Origin of the sequence: Algicola sagamiensis DSM 14643 (assembly GCF_000374485.1) — a bacterium.
In the GTDB taxonomy this organism is placed as follows: Bacteria; Pseudomonadota; Gammaproteobacteria; order Enterobacterales; family Alteromonadaceae; genus Algicola; species Algicola sagamiensis.
On sequence record NZ_KB894491.1, the window covers coordinates 500,559 to 519,904 of the forward strand.

14 protein-coding genes and 1 pseudogene are annotated in these 19,346 nt (G+C 42.9%); 10 read left to right on the forward strand and 5 right to left on the reverse strand.

What is annotated here, in order from left to right:
* The first annotated feature begins 136 nt into the window (after positions 1–136).
* The 3 genes from C505_RS0102230 (at position 137) to C505_RS0102240 (ending at position 7,273) form a co-directional block, all read left to right on the forward strand.
* On the forward strand, positions 137–784 hold the full coding sequence (locus C505_RS0102230) for a class I SAM-dependent methyltransferase (protein ID WP_018690967.1): 648 nt from the start codon (positions 137–139) through the stop codon (positions 782–784).
* Positions 785–930: 146 nt separating this feature from the next.
* Entirely contained in the window at positions 931–5,778 is a 4,848-nt protein-coding gene (locus C505_RS0102235; RefSeq protein ID WP_018690968.1) for a beta strand repeat-containing protein, read from the forward strand.
* Between the two features lie 226 nt (positions 5,779–6,004).
* Positions 6,005–7,273 carry an RCC1 domain-containing protein gene (locus C505_RS0102240; RefSeq protein WP_018690969.1) on the forward strand — a complete coding sequence of 423 codons (1,269 nt, stop codon included), beginning with the start codon at positions 6,005–6,007 and terminating at the stop codon, positions 7,271–7,273.
* A gap of 259 nt (positions 7,274–7,532) precedes the next feature.
* On the opposite strand, the gene C505_RS0102250 is transcribed toward C505_RS0102240, so the two are convergent.
* Complete coding sequence (locus C505_RS0102250) at positions 7,533–7,979, reverse strand: YaiI/YqxD family protein (RefSeq protein ID WP_018690971.1); 447 nt, start codon at positions 7,977–7,979, stop codon at positions 7,533–7,535.
* Between the two features lie 74 nt (positions 7,980–8,053).
* The gene (locus tag C505_RS0102255; RefSeq protein WP_018690972.1) at positions 8,054–10,294 is read right to left on the reverse strand and encodes a TonB-dependent receptor plug domain-containing protein; all 2,241 of its coding nucleotides are present in this window, start codon (positions 10,292–10,294) and stop codon (positions 8,054–8,056) included.
* A 429-nt stretch (positions 10,295–10,723) separates the two neighbouring features.
* Here C505_RS0102255 and C505_RS21180 point away from each other — a divergent pair.
* From C505_RS21180 to C505_RS0102270, 3 genes and pseudogenes are all read left to right on the forward strand, one after another.
* Positions 10,724–11,494, forward strand: a pseudogene (locus C505_RS21180) (SDR family NAD(P)-dependent oxidoreductase).
* A 55-nt stretch (positions 11,495–11,549) separates the two neighbouring features.
* Positions 11,550–11,963 carry an OsmC family peroxiredoxin gene (locus C505_RS0102265; protein ID WP_018690975.1) on the forward strand — a complete coding sequence of 138 codons (414 nt, stop codon included), beginning with the start codon at positions 11,550–11,552 and terminating at the stop codon, positions 11,961–11,963.
* A 128-nt stretch (positions 11,964–12,091) separates the two neighbouring features.
* Positions 12,092–12,670, forward strand: a complete 579-nt coding sequence (locus C505_RS0102270) for a TetR/AcrR family transcriptional regulator (protein ID WP_018690976.1) — start codon at positions 12,092–12,094, stop codon at positions 12,668–12,670.
* 2 nt (positions 12,671–12,672) lie between these two features.
* On the opposite strand, the gene C505_RS0102275 is transcribed toward C505_RS0102270, so the two are convergent.
* Positions 12,673–13,122: a MarR family winged helix-turn-helix transcriptional regulator gene (locus C505_RS0102275; RefSeq protein WP_018690977.1), complete on the reverse strand. Its 450-nt coding sequence runs from the start codon at positions 13,120–13,122 to the stop codon at positions 12,673–12,675.
* A gap of 126 nt (positions 13,123–13,248) precedes the next feature.
* Between C505_RS0102275 and C505_RS0102280 the strand changes: the two genes are divergently transcribed.
* Positions 13,249–13,671 (forward strand): organic hydroperoxide resistance protein, encoded by a 423-nt coding sequence (locus tag C505_RS0102280; protein WP_018690978.1) that lies wholly within the window; start codon positions 13,249–13,251, stop codon positions 13,669–13,671.
* Between the two features lie 59 nt (positions 13,672–13,730).
* Positions 13,731–14,333: a GNAT family N-acetyltransferase gene (locus C505_RS0102285; protein WP_018690979.1), complete on the forward strand. Its 603-nt coding sequence runs from the start codon at positions 13,731–13,733 to the stop codon at positions 14,331–14,333.
* On the opposite strand, the gene C505_RS0102290 is transcribed toward C505_RS0102285, so the two are convergent.
* Positions 14,330–16,096, reverse strand: a complete 1,767-nt coding sequence (locus C505_RS0102290; RefSeq protein ID WP_018690980.1) for a trans-sulfuration enzyme family protein — start codon at positions 16,094–16,096, stop codon at positions 14,330–14,332. The two genes, C505_RS0102285 and C505_RS0102290, sit on opposite strands and share 4 nt — an antisense overlap.
* A gap of 127 nt (positions 16,097–16,223) precedes the next feature.
* Positions 16,224–17,384, reverse strand: coding sequence for a TauD/TfdA family dioxygenase (locus C505_RS0102295; protein WP_018690981.1), 1,161 nt, complete (start codon positions 17,382–17,384; stop codon positions 16,224–16,226).
* A gap of 176 nt (positions 17,385–17,560) precedes the next feature.
* Here C505_RS0102295 and C505_RS0102300 point away from each other — a divergent pair, with 176 nt between their 5' ends.
* Together C505_RS0102300 and hemW are read left to right on the forward strand one after the other, a co-directional pair.
* Positions 17,561–18,160 carry an XTP/dITP diphosphatase gene (locus C505_RS0102300; protein ID WP_018690982.1) on the forward strand — a complete coding sequence of 200 codons (600 nt, stop codon included), beginning with the start codon at positions 17,561–17,563 and terminating at the stop codon, positions 18,158–18,160.
* Positions 18,161–18,182: 22 nt separating this feature from the next.
* A complete protein-coding gene (gene hemW, locus C505_RS0102305) occupies positions 18,183–19,322 on the forward strand; it encodes a radical SAM family heme chaperone HemW (RefSeq protein WP_018690983.1) in 1,140 nt (379 codons plus the stop codon).
* Positions 19,323–19,346: the final 24 nt, after the last annotated feature.

Below are 19,346 nucleotides of genomic sequence, written 5' to 3' on the forward strand. Positions count from 1 at the left end.
CAATACCTCGGAGCCGTAAACCTACGGCTCCATTTGTATTCATTCTCAAATCCTTCCTTTTTAGTCGCTTTTTAAACCGCTCCTCATCTCTGATATTGTGCTCTAGACATGTCTATCGGATAAAAAAGGAAATGATATGGAATATGAAGTACTTGCTGACCAACTCCGGTGTCCATCCGGAACCGATGCACTTGACGTAGCTGAAGAAATGAATCTTTCGAATGGTCTTACAAACCAGCGATGCTTTGATAAACTTCGCATGGAAGATCACGATCATTTCCTTGAAATTGGGCCTGGGAATGGTGTTTTTGTTCAAGATCTTTTAAAAAAGGCGCGCAATATTTCTTATATTGGCGTCGATTGGTCTGCTGACATGGTCGCTGCTGCCAGCAAGCACAATGCACAATTGATGACAGAAAGCCAAGTGGCGTTTCTACAAGGAAATGCGAGTATTCTTCCTTTTGACACAAACGCCTTTGATAAAGTGATGACGGTTCACACGCTATATTTCTGGGAAAATCCCGCTGCACAACTCGCAGAAATTCGACGCGTACTCAAACCCAATGGTCGATTTTGTCTTGCATTTGGCGATCGCGAATTTATGCAACGCCTCCCATTTACATCCTATGGATTTACACTCTATGACCGACCAAGTGTTGAAGCACTCCTTCAATCAGCTGGACTCCAAATATTGGATGCCGAGCTGCATCAGGAATGGACAAAAAGCATTTTCGATGAAGTAATTGAAAAGAAAATTCATATCCTGATCTGTCAGCCACGATAAGTGAACCAAGCTGCGTGAGCGAAAGCGTTGAACGACAAGCTTTCGCTCACGCCCTCTTTTGTATATTTCATAAATCCATCCATACTCATTCATACATAAGAATGATGACAACGCTTTCTTTCATCACATGATCCGTATGGTATTTTATGAAAATCCTCAGCGAATTATGCAAAACGAAACTCAGCTTCATACTTTTGTTGTGCCTCGGATTCTGCGCAACCCCCGCATTTTCCAGAACTGAACTCTCATTTCAAGGTGTGATTACAACCACAGCTGGGGATGGCACGAACGTTGGTTCAATCGGTACAAAGGCCAGATGGCAGAAAGTAGGCACATTAGATGGAGTTGATTTTGATGTTGAAATCGAGGTCATCGAAAACACCCACCCCAATTCAAACAGTCTTGGCTTTTTTACGGGAAGCGATGATGCCATCGTCCGTTTAGAGGCCGTGGGTCAAGTCGTGAAACTTCATTTCAATTTCTACAAGCATGATATAAATAACCCCGCATCTACGGATCCGATTACGGTGATCCCTGCTGCCTTGATTGGGGATATTGATGGGACGAATACTGATTCAATTGAATCTGTACGTGTACTCAAAAATCATGTCGCGGACTACATATTGGAAAGCAGCCCTGCTACGAATATTTCAGCCGTAGAGCAAGTTAACGGTTCTGGTGACACAGAAATTAAATTTACATCTGACTTTGACTCCGCATCAGGCAATGATACGAATGTCGCCATTTATATTGCATTTCAACCCACATCTTCTGTTGAAGTTATTTATCAAAATGGAGCCATATTTCTTGGAAGGAACTATACCTTTGATGGCAATGCAGATAGTCAGACTTTTTTTACCTCACCCAGTTCAAATGCTGTGGATACAACACCTCCTACCATACCAACTGTCAATGCAGTAACGTCGGGCGGAAATCAAAAACCAACAATCACAGGAACAGCAGAAGCATTCACCACACTTGATGTCACTGTTGCAGGTGCAACCTATCGCGTTGTCACACCACAATCAGGAAACTGGAGTATCGACACCAGTACAACACCTGTTTCTGGTACTTTTTCTCTCACCCATATAGGAAGTGTTCAGCAACACAATATTGTAGTCGTATCGAAGGATGCAGCGCAGAATCAATCCACAGATACGACGACTGATGAGCTGACCTATGACTTGCAAGCCCCCACTATGAGTATTCAAAGCACAACGATTGCGACCTCAAATAACCAAACAAGTTATCCAATCACAGGAAGTTGCGAAACATCTGAAGGAAACGTGACAGTCACGATCACCGGGCTTACGCCCGGTGGAACAAAAACAGTCGCTTGTAACAGCGGAAACTGGACAGCAACCTTTGATGTCTCACCCCTGGCTGATGGGAATACAGCCATTCAAGCTTCTGCTTCTCAAACAGATAGTTTCAACAATACAGGAACCACAAATAAAACCTTCGTGAAAGATGCGGCCCTGCCCAATGTAAGCATTACTAATAATGGCAGTGGTGGTGACAATAATTACAACAGCCAAGAGTTGAACAGTGTAGCACTAAGTGGCACAACGGATGCCGAAGATGGGCAATTTGTTAGCTTAAGTTTGACAGATAGCGCAGGCAATACAGTGTCGACAACAGCAGCAGTCTCCAGTGGAACCTGGACAGCAAATGCTCTTGATTTGTCCAGCTTTAGTGATGGTACATTGACGATTACAGCAAATGTGTCCGACGCTGTAGGGAATAACGCCCCAACAGTAACGCAAACACCCGCAATTGTCACCTCAGTACCAAGCTTAACAGCGAATCAAATTGGGGTGACGAATGATCAGACACCGGCCTTCTCTGGTACAACTGGGCTCGCAGCTGGGACAGTCATCATTATCAAAGATGGGAATGGCACTACTGTTTGCACCGCAACGGCTGTTGCAGCAGCACCGAGTAATACCTGGAGCTGTTCACCAACCGCAAATATTGCTTCAGGTACTTATTCCTATACTGCAAACGTTACCAGCCCAGAAGGAAATACTGGGCAAGTGAATATCCCTTTCCAAATCGTCTTGGATTCAGATAACGATGGCATCCCTGATTTTCTTGAAGGCAATGGGGATACCGATGGTGACGGTTTGGCAAATACACTCGATACCGATTCCGATAATGATGGCATTCCAGATAAAAATGAATTCGGGTCAATCTTACTCGGGACCGATGCCGATGCTGACGGAATCGATGATGGGATTGATGTTGATGCAACAGGCGGGATTGATGCCAATGGGAATAATATCGACGATAGTCGTGAGCCTTTAGATAGTGATGGTGACGGTACACCCAACTTTTTGGACACCGACTCTGATAATGATGGTATCCCGGATCATATCGAAGGAACAGGTGATCCTGATGGAGATGGCTTAGCCAATTATATTGATATCGATTCGGATAATGATCGACTCGTCGATGCAATCGAGGCCGCAACTGTCCCCACTTTATCAGGTATTGATACAGATAATGATGGCATTGATGATGCCATTGATATCAATCAAACCGCTGGTAATGATACCAATAATAATGGGATTGATGACGCGTTTGAGCCACTCGATACAGATAATGACGGTACTGCAAACTATCTAGATCGAGACAGCGATAATGACAAGGTCCCAGATGCACTGGAGAGCAGGCTTTCTGGTACTGATACGGACAATGATGGGCTGGATGATAGTTTTGATGTAACGAATACGAATGGTGTTGATGCCGATGGTGATGGGGTTGACGATGCGTTTACTCCAGATGACTTTGATAATGATGGGCAACCTAACTACCTGGATACAGACAGTGACAATGATGGGCTTAGTGATCAAGTCGAGCTAAATCTCACTGGTTCAAGTTTGGATGATGATGATCTGGATGGCATCATCAATGCACTTGATGGAGATGGGAATGATACCAACAAAGATGGTATTGCCGATAATGCCAGTCTGTCTGATCAAGATGCCGATGGAGCCGCAAATCAGTTTGATATCGAGAGCGATGGAGACGGGATCCCTGACGCGAGCGAAGGTGCTGGAGATATCGACGGTGATGGCATCCCGAACTTCCAAGACACAGACTCTGACAATGATGGCATATCGGATACCAACGAAATTGGCATTACCCTCTCTGGGAGTGATACGGATAACGATGGCATTGACAATGCGATTGATGTCGATAATACAGGGGGGGTTGATGCGAATGGTAACAATATCGATGATAGTCTTGAACCCATCGACACCGATGGTGATGGAACGCCCAATTATTTGGACTCAGATTCAGATAATGATGGTATCCCAGATATCCTTGAAGGCAATGGCGACTCGGACAACGACGGCCTCAGTGATCAGATAGATATTGACTCAGACAATGATGGGTTGGTTGATGCGATTGAGGCCTCAAACCTCCCTAATTTATCCGGTAATGACGCAGATAATGATGGGATTGATGACGCCATTGATATTGATCAAACAAGCGGGAACGATACAAACAACAATGGGATTGATGATGCTCTGGAACCACTCGACACCGATGGTGATGGGATCGCTAATCATCTCGACCGAGACAGCGATAACGACAGCGTACCCGATGCATTGGAAAGCCGCCTTTCGGGAAATGACGCCGACAATGATGGTTTAGATGACAGCTTTGATGTGTCGAATACCAATGGGGCAGATGCTGATTCCAATGGTATTGATGACGCGTTCATACCGAATGACTTTGATCGTGATGGGATCCCAAATTACCTCGATATAGATAGTGATAATGATGGTCTCTCCGATACGATTGAGCTCAACCTCAGTACACTCGACCTTGCTGATGATGACAATGATGGGATTATCAATGCCCTCGATGGAAATGGGAATGATGCAAATCTGGATGGTATTGCAGATACGGCAAGTCTGAATGACCAAGACTTAGACGGCCGCCCAAATCAATTCGACTTAGATAGTGATAACGACTCTCAAATGGACGTCGTGGAAGCGGGCCTGCCTGATGCAGATAACAATGGGACTATTGATTCAAACGTTAGTGTTACAACACCGCCAGATGGGGATAATGACGCTCAGCCAGATTATCTCGATTTAGATAGTAATGATGATGGCACATTTGATATCGAGGGTAACCCGCAGGCACAGCCATTTGATACCGACTCAGACGGTAAAGTTGACGCGACGTTAAATGATACTGATGAAGATGGTGTACCAGATGCGATCGATCCCTTACCGCAAGCCTTTGGTGTCTCAGTTCTCGATGCGACAACAGATACGGATCAGGATTCCGTCATTGATGTTATTGATTTGGATGATGACAATGATGGTATTACGGATACCTTAGAAGGCTCCGCAGATACAGATAATGATGGTCTGCCAAACCAAATTGATTTAGATAGTGATGGAGATGGAATACCAGATAGTATCGAGTCAAATAGTACGAATGACAATGACTTAGATAGTAATGGAGTTATTGATAATTTTACAGACACCAATGGAGATGGTTTAAACGACTCGATTTCTACAACCAGTGAGCCAGTCGACACCGATGCTGATGGCACGCCAGATTTTCTGGATGTAGATAGTGACAACGATGGTTTCACAGATTTCGAAGAGACGAATAACGCAACAACTCTCTCTGATAATAATGATGATGGGGTCATTGATAACTCTATCGACCAAAATCAAAATGGTCTGACTGACCAAGTCGACCCAGATGCAACACCCGCAGGAGAGCCATTTACACTGCAAGACTCAGATAATGATGGTAAAGCTGATTTTGTCGACAATAGCAGTGCCCCTTCGGATGATGGTGTAGGCATCGGCGAACCAGAGCCACCCACTGGTGATAGTACTGACTCTGATGGTGGTAAAATCCAGACAGCGGTCAGTGGACATGGTCGTTTTCACCTATTATTCACCATATTATTGACGGCAATACTCTGGTCACGAAGAAGGAAATCAAAGCAAAGATAATCGCTTTGAATCGCTCATACTCAATTAGAGAGTATGGACCTAAATCAGATAGTTAAGATGATAAAACACACATATCAGGATCGATATTCGGTTAAACAAAAATAAATGCAACATTTTGATTTACAAACATTAAACTAAAGTTATAATCCCGCGCCGTGCACCCATCATTATTGATGTGTTTCCTATTTGTGCACTGTTTATTGGTCTTTCAAACAAAGGAGAGCTTATGTTGTTCAATAAACGCGCTTGGAGCTTTATCTCATTACTTTCAATGCCATTTTCAAGTTTCGCTTCAGTTGATATTCAACTCACCGCTTCTGACGAAAAACCTGTGCTCCAAAGAACAGGGGGGTTGCTCGATTATAATCAGTCGATTCAAAACACAGGCGCTGATACTATCGAGTTGGAAACTTATAGCTATTTTACTTTTCCAGATGGAAAGGTTTACATGCCACTACCACCAACCGTTATCTCTTTAGATGCTGGACAAAGCTACGAGAAATCAGGGCAACAACTCAATATTCCCGAGAGCTTCCCAGCGGGTGACTTCACCTATCATTTAAATACCTACAATCAAACGACCAGCGAAATCAAAACCGCTGCATTCTCGTTCCAGAAAAAGAGCGAAATTCTGGATATCATTATGTTTGAAGGGTATGCGTGTGCTACAGACTTGGTTGGCACATTATGCTGGGCGATTGAAAGTAGAAACGATTTTTTCGAACCAACCCCTGAACCACTAAAAAATATGACCCATATTGATGTCACAAGAAATGCGGCTTGTGCTGTTTATGATGGGAAAGTTGACTGCTGGGATCACATATATCACGGTTTAAGAAGAACTATCGGTTCAAAGTGGTATCGTACAAGTGAAGTCAATTTCGTGAATCCAAAAGAAGTTTATGTTGGAATCAGTGGGTCAGACGCATGTGCTGTAGATGATGAAGGTATCAAGTGCTGGAATCATAATGGCCAGTGGAGCAAGTATGGTGTGGTACCGATCCCAGACTACAACGCACTTGTGAATCCAGGTCCAATTCATGTCGGTCGCTATACTGCGTGTATCAAACATGATGGCGGAATTAGTTGCTGGGGCTCAAAAAAATACGACTCTAAACCATCCATTGCTGTCGATGTACCAACGGTGACTAACCCGACACATTTGGCTGTCACCAATAAATACGCCTGTGCTTCTGGTGACGAAGGTCTACAATGTTGGGGGAATGTACCAAGCAAATTATCAAGCCCAGTATTAAAACCAAATACCATTTTATCGAGTAAAACCCGTTCAATTTATTCTTTAGATGATCGTGGTTATTTAGCATGGTGGGTTGGTGGAGAGAACTTCCGTCCACTCCCTTACACATTCGATAATCCAAGCAAAGTTGTAATGAATAATGATACAGTCTGTGGATTAGATAATACAGGCATCCAGTGCTTTAGCCGCAGATTACCACAGTATACGACGCCAGTGCCTGATCGTTTTCGTTATTGATCATTCATTGATATGAAAATCGTGGGCATTTTATTGCCCACTTTTAAATTCTCATTTCAACTGGGAATGCATGTCAGTCGTCATTCTTCGGCAATGTATCATCCATGTCGTAATTACACTTTTTCAGGTACAAAAATATATTGGCCAAGTTTTGCCTGTGTTGGTTTATCAAAAATCCCCATATATGACCCAATCCAATCATGCTTTTTGGTATCAAGTGGGGCAAATGCACTTGAACTTCAATCAATTTGAACAGGCGTTATTTTTTTTGACTCAATAACTTATCTAACTCATCCGAGAAAGCTTTGCGCTCTCTTTGGCTGAGTGCTGAAGGCCCACCAGTTTCAACTCCGCTTGAACGAAGCGTATCCATAAAGTCACGCATATTCAGCCTTTGTTTGATGTTCTCTTTGGTATAACGTTCACCACGTGGATTGAGAGCTTCCCCATCGTTATCGATGACTTCTGACGCCAGTGGAATATCGCCTGTGATCACCAAGTCGCCCGCTTCCATGCGCTTTACGATTTCATGATCGGCAACATCAAAGCCGGGCATCACCTGAATTGAACGAATATATTTGGAAGGCGGTGTGCGCAGTGCGTGATTTGCCACCAACGTTAATGGCGTTTGTGTTCTCTCCGCAGCACGAAATAAGATTTCTTTGATCACAACAGGACAAGCATCCGCATCCACCCAGATTTTCATGGTATTCCCCAGACTTCAAAAATCGCTATCCTACCTGATCCGAAGCATATACGCAGCTTCCGAGTGAGAATACTTTAAAATCTTGCAGATACACCGATCGAATATTGTCTTGGCACACCCGGCGTCGCCGCAATCCTTGTCCAACTTGATGTCTCTTGTCCGACGATTGGTTGGTCGTAGGATTTGTCGAATAGGTTTGTGACGTCCAATTTGACGTTAAATGTCTCATTGATCGCATATTTCCCACCAAGTCCAACAACCCAAAATGATGCCATTTCAAATTGACGTCCTTGATTGTCAGATGCCGGAAGACGGAAATTATCTGGATGATATTTCGCTTTTCCGGTGTAGTGTGCTTCGGTATATAACGTGAGTTTGTCATCCAGCCATTTGCTGTCTAATCCAAGCTTGAATTGATGATCTGGACTATGGATCAAGTCATAAGGTTGCCCATTGTTGGTCGTATCTTTTGTTTCACCACGAATATAAGTGTAGGAAGCATAGGGCGATAAGTTCGCTCCAAACTTACCTTTCGCTTCAAGCGATACACCATCAATCTCTGTCTCACCCGAGTTGACCGTGTGGAGTGTCGTAAAAGTATATGGGCCTTGCGCATCCGTGAGTTGTTCAATTGTTTTGACTTGACGTTGCATGATCAGATTATCAATTCGAGTCCGAAAGATTGTTCCTTCTAGCACTATATTGTCAAAGCTTCTCCCAACATTCAGCTCAAAGTTTTTGGTTTCTTCTGGCTTTAAATCAGTGTTTGGTACCTGTTGAGAATCTCTTGGGACCAAGAAGGTATCGAAAGTAAAAAATGCAGCAGGGGCTAAGAAGCTAGTGCCTGCGATTCCTTTTGCGAACCAGCCAGTTTTTTCGTCATAGTAATTCAGCACCACACGAGGATTAAAAGTCGAGCCGTAGCGACTGTGATTATCATATCGTCCACCAACGGTTAGTTTCAGTTGTTGGGAAAAATCATATTGACCTTGTACAAAAACGCCCATATTCGTTTCTGTGAGGTTGTGGAATTTCTGTGTATCCTTCACCTGATTTGAAAAAGAATCATCGTAAGAAAGTGGGTCATCCAAGTTTGCAGTTTTTGGCATCATATCTGTTGTTGTCAGTGATAAGCCAACAATCATATGTAGTTTATTTTCCATTGCCTTCCAAAAGAGACGTTCATCAATTTTGGTTCGGTTTCCATAATTCAGCTTAAACGTTCTGGTTCCTTTGCCACGAGGTTCTAATGAGTCACTGTATATACGAAATGGTCCAGCATTTGGGCGGTTCCAATGGGAGTCAGGATCGAGTTTATTTCGTGTATGATCGATGGAGGACTCCAGCATCACACCCTCGCCCACCTCAAACTGATGGGTCAGGAAAAAACCAAATTGATTAAAAATGTAATGCCCAGACTTACCATTCGCCTCATATGTCAATGGTGACCAACCCAACTGCGTTTGGGTCTGTAATCGTTGATAGTAAGTTTGGATTGCAAGTTTATCTAGCTCAAAACGAAGTTTCGCGGTGATACTGCGCTCACTTGGGTTATAGAATGGATCTCTTTCTCCTTTTGGAAAAAAGGTAAATCCGGCATCAACACCTGGCCCATCCGGATAACGGCTGTAGAATTGTTCAAAGCCAGAAAAATCAACACCATCCGTATCATAAATATCAAACAAAAACGATGTATCAATCTGACCAAATGAGCCCATATATCTCATCATCGCTTTTTTTTCTGAGTACCGCCCATAGTCTGCCGCAACTTGCCAAGTTGTATCACCAAGCGCTTTTTCTGCGGATGAAATCATATTGATGGTCATACTCACCGTATCACTGCCATAGAGTGCTGAGGATGACCCATAAATAATTTCAATTTGATCGACATCTGCTAAAGGATACAAATACGGCGTAATATGCAATGGCTGTGAATCTGGATGATTGAGCCGCTGTCCATTCCACATCAACACCACTTTATTATTGCCACGTATCCCTCGCACAATCATCTCTGATGATCCTGAATCAGGAGAGGCAGCATACAATGAGAGTCGCACAGCAGGAAGATCTTTGAGTACATCAGAGAGATAACGGTAATTCCGATCTTGAATCATTTGTTGCTGGATCACACTGACCTTTGAAGGCGCTTCAAATGCTGATTGGTTCCGAAGTGATGCAGTTGAAACAGGCGTATTCATCAGCTCTTCCAAAGAATAATCACTTAAATCTTCTTCAGTTTGTGCAGATATAAAAAAAGGTACTGCTATCAAAGACACACTAATCGGTAAGGTGACGCTAAGCGGTGCTCTTTTCATAGGGTTTCAGATCTTATTTTCTTAGAAAGGCATAAAAGACAGGTGTAAATTAGCGCATTAACCTATCCCAACGATTCATTTTTCCTCAAGTAAACCTAGTTGAAAACAGACATTTTTCAAATGAAACAGACGTTTTCTATGCGCATGACCCTTTTGTTTTTCAAGCCTGTTATTTTGTATTAAAACTCAGTTTTCAGCGCCATTTTAAGGCGATTCATTTCGAATAATCACATCACATAAAATTAAATTTCATTAAAAATCATATGGATAATAAATTTACCTACCAATAGATAGATAAATCGATTGATCCTTTTATTCAATCTCATTATATTAGATCCCAAGGCAGCGGTGTTGGTGCAACTTCGCACACACTGCTTTATTTTTACCTGGAACAGCTATCTACTAGTAGATAGCTGTTGGAGAAAAGAAATGTCAAAATCAAATACACTTGCCATTATCGTTGGTGGTTCATCAGGCATGGGTAAAGAAGCGGCGAAGCGCTTACTCACCGAAGGAACACCTGTATTACTGCTATCAAGTAATCCTGAAAAGCTCACTACGGCAAAACAAGATTTAGAACAACAAACAGGTGGACAAGTTGAGCCCTATGCAGTTGATCTTTAAAACAAAGGCGCCGTCGATTCACTGATTCAAAAACTGAATAATGAATCACGCCATCTACGTTATCTGGTCAATGCAGCGGGTTACTTTAAGCCAGTGAGTTTTTTAGAGCACGAAGAAGCAGACTATGATCTTCAACTGGATATCAATAAGTCGTTTTTCTTTATCACGCAGGCAGTAGCGAAGAATATGAAAAAGCATGGTGGTGGTTCGATCGTCAATATCGGCTCAATGTGGGCGCACCAAGCAGTCAAAGCAACACCATCTTCAGCATATTCCATGCAAAAAGCAGGGCTTCATGCGTTGACAAAAAACCTAGCAATGGAATTGGCAGAACATGGGATCCGCGTCAACGCTGTTGCACCTGCGGTCGTACGTTCCACCATCTACAAGTCATTTATTGCTGAAAACGAAATCAATGATGCATTAGCAGGATTTAACGACTTTCATCCAATCGGGCGAATTGGTTCACCGGACGATATCGCAAACACAATTGAGTTTTTATTGTTCGAAAAGTCCAGTTGGATCACAGGTAGCATTATTGATGTCGATGGCGGCGTCATGGCTGGCAGAAACTAACGGCTATTCTTTTACTTTTATATTAAATTGAAACTCTCAACACGAGGAAATAATCATGGCAATTCAACAAGCAAACGCAATCTGGGAAGGGACTTTGGCAAAAGGAAAAGGCAACATGCAATATGGCGATGTCGAAGGACCATTTACTTTCGCTTCACGCTTTGAAACAGGTCCAGGTACAAACCCGGAAGAACTCGTCGGTGCTGCTCATGCAGGCTGCTATTCCATGTTTCTTTCCGCTCTACTCAGCGAATTGGATTTGGTCCCAACGATCAAAACACAAGCGAAAGTGCATTTGGGAGATGAAGACGGTCCAAAAATTACTTTGATCGAACTAAGTAGCGAAGTCAGCGCGGAAGGTTTAACGCAAAGCGTCTTGATGGAACAAGCAAATATCGCAAAAGAGAAGTGCCCAATTTCAAGATTGTTTGCAGGCACTGAGATACAACTCAATGTAAAGCTTGTATAAGGAGCATCCCAAATCTCAAACAGGGGTTCTGCCCTGTTTGAGATATATCTCCCAATAGGTAGAATTGATTGCTCCGTTTCCAATCTCCATGCTACATTCACGGCAAATCAGGTATGAGAAGCATTTCTATGAAAGATATCAATCCAACTGCCGCAAAAATCGCAGACTTAGCTGAGCAATTGATCCAAGAGCGTGGATTCAATGGGTTTAGTTTTCGTGACCTACAAGATGAGCTGGGTATCAAAACAGCAAGTATTCACTATCACTATAAAACCAAACAAGATTTAGCTGTTGTTGTTTTTGAACGCTATTTAGCCCGATATCAAGCAAGTCTGGAAGAAATCGCGATTCGAGAATGTAGCGCAAAAGAAAAACTGATCGCTCTTGCCGATATATTTATTTCCGTCCGCCGTTCGAATAAGCTCTGTTTATGTGGGATGTACGCCTCTGATTTTTACTCACTCACAGACCACCTTCAACATGCATTACAGACATTCGTCAATCTCAACGAACATTGGGTAGCTCTGCAAGTTTCAGATGGCATTGAGCAAGGAGAATTTGAGACGAGGATTCCCGCAGAGCAAGCCGCCCGCTTATATTTCAATGCGCTAGAAGGTAGCATGCTGTTATCACGTTTTCAGGATGCTGATTATATTCAACAAGCTGCGTCAGATTTTTTCCTCGTCGTTTTCAATGAAATTATTTGAGTTTACCCTTCCTCAATCTGAGTCAGCAGTGTTTCACAGAGACTTTTGAGTTGTTTTTGTTCTTCCGGAGCCATGGCCACCTTACAGGCCATCGCTTCTGGAATAGACAGCGCTTTTTCTTGCAGCTGCTTACCCGCTTCTGTGAGATATAACTCGCGTACACGTTCGTCTGCTTCGCCACGCTTTCTCAGTACATAGCCTTTTGCTTCCATGCGTTTCAGCATTGGTGTGAGTGTCCCAGAGTCTAGATAGAGCCGATGGCCCAATTCCTTCACATTTATCCCATCGTTTTCCCATAGAACCATCATGACAAGGTATTGAAGGTACGTCAGATCAAGTTTATCCAATAATGGACGGTAAGCACGAACCATCGCATTCGCAGCGCTATACAAAGGAAAACACACCTGTTTTTCAAGTTTTAAGACCTGAGGTAAAGTGGACTTTACAGGCATAATAAATCTCAATTTTTTAAATTGCGCACAATGTAGTTGCTTTTCAATTATTGCACAATATAATATTGCCAAAAATATAATTGCACACAATTTAATTGTTAACTATTTATTATTTGGAGCATATTGATGAAGACACTTTATACAACACAAGCAACTGCATCCGCTGGCAGAAATGGGCATGTTGCAACAGAAGATGGTTTACTGGCGGTCGATTTAAGCTATCCAAAAGAAATGGGTGGCAATGGCGGTGCAACCAACCCAGAACAGCTTTTTGCGGCAGGCTATGCAGCTTGTTTTTCCAATGCCATTCTTCATGTCGCAAGAGAAGGAAAAATCAAACTCAATACAGCCCCCGTCACTGCGGAAGTAGGCATTGGCCCGAATGAATCAGGTGGCTTTTCATTAACCGTGCAACTTGAAACTTTATTAGATTTACCAGATGAACAAGCACTGTCTTTGGTCAAAACAGCGCATCAGGTTTGCCCTTATTCCAATGCTGTCCGTGGGAATATTGATGTTGTCCTCACGGTCAATAGTCAAAGCTTATAGTTCTGGACAATTCATCTATAAAATGAAATCCTCTTTCTTTTCAGGAAGAAGGAGGATGTATGTCAAACCCATCGCAGCTCAAACAATTACTCTCAAGCCCATCAATTCCACTCAATGACGAATTCGATATTGCATTACTCACCGCGAATGATCTACCTGATATCTGTAAAATGCTGGATGACCCTGAAGTATCGAAATATCTGTTTTTCGCCCCTTCCCCACATGAAGTTTATCAAGGTTATTTTCAGCCCATCATTGAAGAAATTGAAAAAGCAAAATCAGAAAATCGTCTCCCGAATACAGTTAACCTCATTATCCGTCACAAAGATACAAATCAGTTTTGTGGTGAAATTGGTCTTGCACCAATCGATTTTCATCCGGGGAATTACGAAATTGGCTATCAAATTCCGACACACGTTTGGGGTAAAGGACTGGCAACACTCGGCTGTCAATTCATGACGCTGATAGCCTTTGATGATCTAGAGGCACACAAAGTCACTGCCGATTGTTATGCTGGGAATATGGGCTCCGCTCGCGTATTGGAAAAATCGGGTTATATTCAAGAAGGGTGTTCGAAGGGTTACTACCAAGATGCCAATCGCAGTGACGATAAACTGTACTTTGGTATGACCAAAGCACAGTTTGATACGATGCAAAGCTAATTCTTTAAAGTTTCCTTTAAATATGCACGATGTGCATTCACTGTGGTTTCTTCAACTAAGTTCAGCACATCCATTTTTGTCATAAAGTTCTCTGAAAATCCATGGTAATGGGGATCGATAAACTGCGTACTTACTGCACGTAAATGCTCACACAAAGATAAAACCGACTCACAGCCTACAGAGATCCGAAGTGTCGTTGGGGTGATCCCGGCGTCAGCAAGCGCTTCACGGCTAAGCTCAGAATGAGTTGTCTGTGCAGGACAAAGTGCCATTGTATTGATCTGCCCAATACTCACCATCTGAGAAAACGCAGGCTCCAATGAATCAAGAAATGATGTGAAGACTGAGGTTGGTAAATTCAAAGATTCAAAGTTCACAGAAAACAGTGGGCTAGGCATGCCACATACGAACATTTGCTCAAGCAGCTGCTTTTGCTGGCCATCATCAACATAAGGGGAAAATACAGACAGGTGCTTGTTGGAAGAAAGAAAGCTGGTTAGCACCATCGTATTTATCGCTTTTTGCTTCATACGAAGTTCTAGTGTTTTCAAACCCGTCAACACTTCATAGCAAGACTCTGAACTTAAGAAGCCGCCCTTGATGTAGTACACATCCCAGAATAGCGTTTGCGACCAGTCCACACCTTGGCTGGACTCTCCTTTTGGAATAAACATCCGGTGGTTTTCACCTATCACGACTCCACCAATGACATTCCCATGTCCCGCGATATCTTTTGTGTAACTATGTAGCACATAATCCGGGCGATATTGCTTGTCTTGATGTTGTAGTGGTTGAGACAAGATTGGTGTAGCAAGGGTTGAATCCAACATGACAAGCAGTCCATGTTGGTGAGCGACTTTACAAATGCCAGGTACATCAAGGAGCACACCATGAGGGTTACATGGCGATTCAATATAGGTGTGGACTTTTGCCCCCTGTCCAATCTGTGACTGGTATTTCTCCTGAACTGTCTTTAAAAACGTTTCATAGTCTTCTTTTGAGCTTCCATCAAACCATGCCAGCTGACAATTTAGTTTGCTCTTTTTCGCATAATAATCATGTAGTAATTGATATACACCACCATAGATATTACGGCTGACAATCAGAATATCACCATAACTCAACACATTAGAAAATAATGCATCAATCGCCGCCATACCGCTGTTAAAGTTCCAAGCCATATAATCTTGACGATAAGGACCAGCCTCCAACTCAACAATTTTTAACGCCAAAGATATCGATGTTGGATTCATCAATCGGGAATATACATGATGGGTACTCTCCTTCCCGCTAAAAGCATCTGCTATCCACTCCGTTGAAGCAAAGGTATAAGTCGCCGTTTTTGTGATCACTGGCGAGGCAGAGAAAAGTGCAGGGACATTTCCCATAATATCCGATACATAACTGGATTGTGTGCTGCCAGAGTCTGCCGCTAATTCATAGGTCAAGGTTTTAAAAGACGGGTGAAAATTATGGATCACTTTGGCAAGCTGGAAAGCAATAAATTTTTTCGCATTAAAATAAGACTGCTTCTGTGTTCTATCGAGTTTGCTAAGAGTTTCTAATGTCAGGCTTTGGATCTCAGTCGCTTTGAGATTGACATGAAACAAACCATGCAACAACTCACCAAGTAATCGACCATAATCACTGTCTGCGGAAATGCCAAAATGAGCCAGTTGCGCTTCGATCGCTGCTGCTTGATTTTCTCCATCCTTCATCTGTGTAGAATGACGGATCGACAATAATGCTTTGGATGAACTCATACTTTCTATACCTCATCATGCGTCGAGCAAAACCGTGAACGGCTTGATCCTGCTCCGTTTTGTGATTGTTATTCGTTCACGTTATAAAGAGGTTCAAGCCAATTGTCCAGACCTGATAAAGGAACGATTACGCGAAAACAACATGAATTTCTCGCTCTGGTGTACGAAATTGTTCACGTCCATGCATCACCAGATGGTTATTTAAAATCATGATCATGCCCTCTTCCCAATCAAACCGAACTGTCTGGTCGATCATGGTACGACGCACTTGCTGCAAAATTCCCTCTGAAATAGGCACGCCAACAAGATCACACGGCCAACCTGATGTCAGGTTCAGCTGACTTAATTGATCGACCTCTTGCTTTATCTCATCACTATCCAGATGAGGACAGCTTTGTTGAATCAAAGAAAACATTTGCTCAAGCAATGATCTCAAACCCGACTCTGTATCTGAGCCAAAACGATAAAACCCTAAGGGTGACAACCACACCGGATCATCCGGCAACTTATGTACTTCATAGCAAATACCGCCATTTGGCATCCAAGTGTATTGCTTCGCTCCTAAATTTTTCAGCTTATCTTCAAGTACATGACGGTTCTCGCAATCAAAAACCTGCTGCCAACTGGCATATGGAAATGCTGTCCCCAATGCGAGTTCTTGTATGAAACCATGAAAAGCTTGCGTTACAGGTGATGTTTGAGAAGGTAAATAACGACGATACAACAAACCTTTTTCCTGTAACTGCTCAAGAATAGCTTTCGGAAGTTTTCTAACTAAATCATTATTTTTCGTCAACGGTGTTGCGCCCTCTCCTTTCGATGCGGGTGTCTTACAATAAAAAACCATGATTTTAGGGTAAGCGTTGTGATATGCCGCTTCATTATGTTGGGGCAGCGTGATCGCATGATGGAGCTGGGTTGTGTGGAAGACATTCTGTGCTGACTTGTATACTTTTTTTCGCAGCGTGCGACTTGCATTTCCCTCAAAGTCTTGACCCGTTTCCTGATAAATCTCCTTAAGTAGATCAGGTAATTGCGTCGCTAGGTGTGACGCTGATTTGATAACAACGACTCCTTTCGTTTCCAGTGCATTTGATTGCTTGAGCAACTGGCCAATTTCTTCAATTGAGGGTACATCTTTCGCATCGATGCACATGGCATATTCATTAAGGGCGATTTGGGATAGATGAACATAATGAATTTGATTTGCACGCTGCTGACATTGTTCCTCAATAGTCGACTTCAGTTCTAAATGTGCGTTACCTATTCCTATTCTTTGAAAACTCATCTTTTTTACCGTGAAACAAAAAGCGTAAATCTTAACGATGTATCTCTAAAATAAAATCAGAGAATAGTTCGAATTTCAAAAATATTCAGACTTTCAATCTCCTCATCCTTTGCTTTCGTCAGGCCCCGTCTTGCTGTAAAATCGCGCTCCAGTTTATCAATGAAAGGTGAAAAACAATGAATGTGACGCGTGTAGTTCTCGCAACTGGTAATGCAGGAAAAGTCAAAGAAATGCAATCCTATTTGGAAGAATACGGGATTGAAGTTCTGCCGCAAAGCGAGTTCGATGTACCAGAGGTAGCGGAAACTGGGACCACATTTGTTGAAAATGCGATTATTAAAGCCAGACATGCAGCACAACATACTGGCCTTCCTGCCATTGCAGATGATTCTGGACTTGCTGTCGACGCCCTTGGCGGTGCACCGGGTGTCTACTCAGCCCGATACGCAGGACAAAATGCCACTGATCAGGACAATATTGACAAACTACTTCAATCACTTGGCGACAATGAGCAACGAAAAGCACGTTTTATTTGTTCACTTGTTTTTATGCAAAGTCACGAAGATCCGATCCCATTTATTTCTCTTGGTCAGTGGGAAGGAAGTATTGTTGCAACACAACAAGGTGAAGGTGGATTTGGATACGATCCTGTTTTTTGGGTTGAGGAAAAACAACGGACAGCCGCAGAACTCTCAAAAGCAGAAAAACACGCACTCAGTCATCGCGGGCAAGCACTCAAGCCTTTGATCCAGCACTTAGCTGCATTAAAGGGGTAGATATTTGAATACGTTCCCGGTGATGCAACTGCCTCCACTTAGCTTATACATCCACATTCCATGGTGTGTGCAAAAGTGTCCTTACTGCGATTTTAACTCCCATGCTCAGAAAGGCGTTATCCCAGAACAGGAATACATCGCACACCTGCTCCATGATTTAGAACAAGACCTCAAGTATGTGCAAGGTCGTACCCTTGAGACTATTTTTATCGGAGGGGGTACGCCCAGCCTGTTTTCTGCTGAAGGAATGGCTCAGTTGTTGAACGAGATCCAATCCCGAGTCCCTTTCGCACCTAATATTGAAATCACCATGGAAGCAAACCCGGGAACTGCCGAAGCAAAGCGATTCCAACAATACTATGATGCTGGACTCTCTCGACTTTCCATGGGGATCCAAAGTTTACAATCTGAAAAGCTCATTCAACTCGGGCGGATCCATGGTCCAGAAGAAGCATTAAATGCAATTCAATTCGCAAAAGATGGTGGATTCCAAACCTTTAATGTCGATTTAATGCATGGCCTTCCCAATCAATCCATGGAAGATGCGCTATACGATCTCAAAACGGCCATAGACACTTCGCCACCCCACTTATCTTGGTACCAATTAACAATCGAGCCAAATACCCTTTTTTATTCCAAGCCACCAACACTTCCAGAAGACGAGTTATTATGGGATATACAGGAACAAGGTCATCAGCTGCTTCTTTCAGCCGGGTTTGAACAATATGAAATCTCTGGTTACGCAAAACCTGGTCACCAGTGTCAGCATAACTTGAATTACTGGCGTTTCGGCGATTATCTCGGAATTGGATGTGGTGCACATGGTAAAATTTCTTTCCCCAATGAGGGAACTATTTTAAGGACTGTGAAGGTCAAACATCCCAAAGGATATATGGATCTGGCAAAGCCATATCTATATCAATCACAAAATATTGAAACAGAGAATCGCCCCTTCGAATTTTTTATGAACCGTTTTCGATTGGTAGAACCATGCCCTAAGGATAGCTTTTCTACCATGACCGGGTTACCTCTGAGTATGATAGAAACACCGATAAAAAAAGCATTAGCCAAGGGCTTGCTCAAGGAAAACCAGGATAGCTGGCAAGTTACACCAACAGGGAGTCGTTACTTAAACGAGTTGTTGACGCTTTTTATCGAATAAAAATGACTGAGCCATTTTATGAAG

Excerpts from the sequence above, each read along its gene's own strand:
- C505_RS0102265 (WP_018690975.1), top strand. The coding sequence starts at position 11,550 with ATGGCAATTCAACAAGCAAACGCAATCTGGGAAGGGACTTTGGCAAAA.
- C505_RS0102300 (WP_018690982.1), top strand. The coding sequence starts at position 17,561 with ATGAATGTGACGCGTGTAGTTCTCGCAACTGGTAATGCAGGAAAAGTC.
- C505_RS0102290 (WP_018690980.1), bottom strand. The coding sequence starts at position 16,096 with ATGAGTTCATCCAAAGCATTATTGTCGATCCGTCATTCTACACAGATG.
- C505_RS0102255 (WP_018690972.1), bottom strand. The coding sequence starts at position 10,294 with ATGAAAAGAGCACCGCTTAGCGTCACCTTACCGATTAGTGTGTCTTTG.
- C505_RS0102285 (WP_018690979.1), top strand. The coding sequence starts at position 13,731 with ATGTCAAACCCATCGCAGCTCAAACAATTACTCTCAAGCCCATCAATT.
- C505_RS0102230 (WP_018690967.1), top strand. The coding sequence starts at position 137 with ATGGAATATGAAGTACTTGCTGACCAACTCCGGTGTCCATCCGGAACC.
- C505_RS0102275 (WP_018690977.1), bottom strand. The coding sequence starts at position 13,122 with ATGCCTGTAAAGTCCACTTTACCTCAGGTCTTAAAACTTGAAAAACAG.
- C505_RS0102280 (WP_018690978.1), top strand. The coding sequence starts at position 13,249 with ATGAAGACACTTTATACAACACAAGCAACTGCATCCGCTGGCAGAAAT.
- C505_RS0102250 (WP_018690971.1), bottom strand. The coding sequence starts at position 7,979 with ATGAAAATCTGGGTGGATGCGGATGCTTGTCCTGTTGTGATCAAAGAA.
- C505_RS0102295 (WP_018690981.1), bottom strand. The coding sequence starts at position 17,384 with ATGAGTTTTCAAAGAATAGGAATAGGTAACGCACATTTAGAACTGAAG.
- hemW (WP_018690983.1), top strand. The coding sequence starts at position 18,183 with ATGCAACTGCCTCCACTTAGCTTATACATCCACATTCCATGGTGTGTG.
- C505_RS0102240 (WP_018690969.1), top strand. The coding sequence starts at position 6,005 with ATGTTGTTCAATAAACGCGCTTGGAGCTTTATCTCATTACTTTCAATG.
- C505_RS0102270 (WP_018690976.1), top strand. The coding sequence starts at position 12,092 with ATGAAAGATATCAATCCAACTGCCGCAAAAATCGCAGACTTAGCTGAG.
- C505_RS0102235 (WP_018690968.1), top strand. The coding sequence starts at position 931 with ATGAAAATCCTCAGCGAATTATGCAAAACGAAACTCAGCTTCATACTT.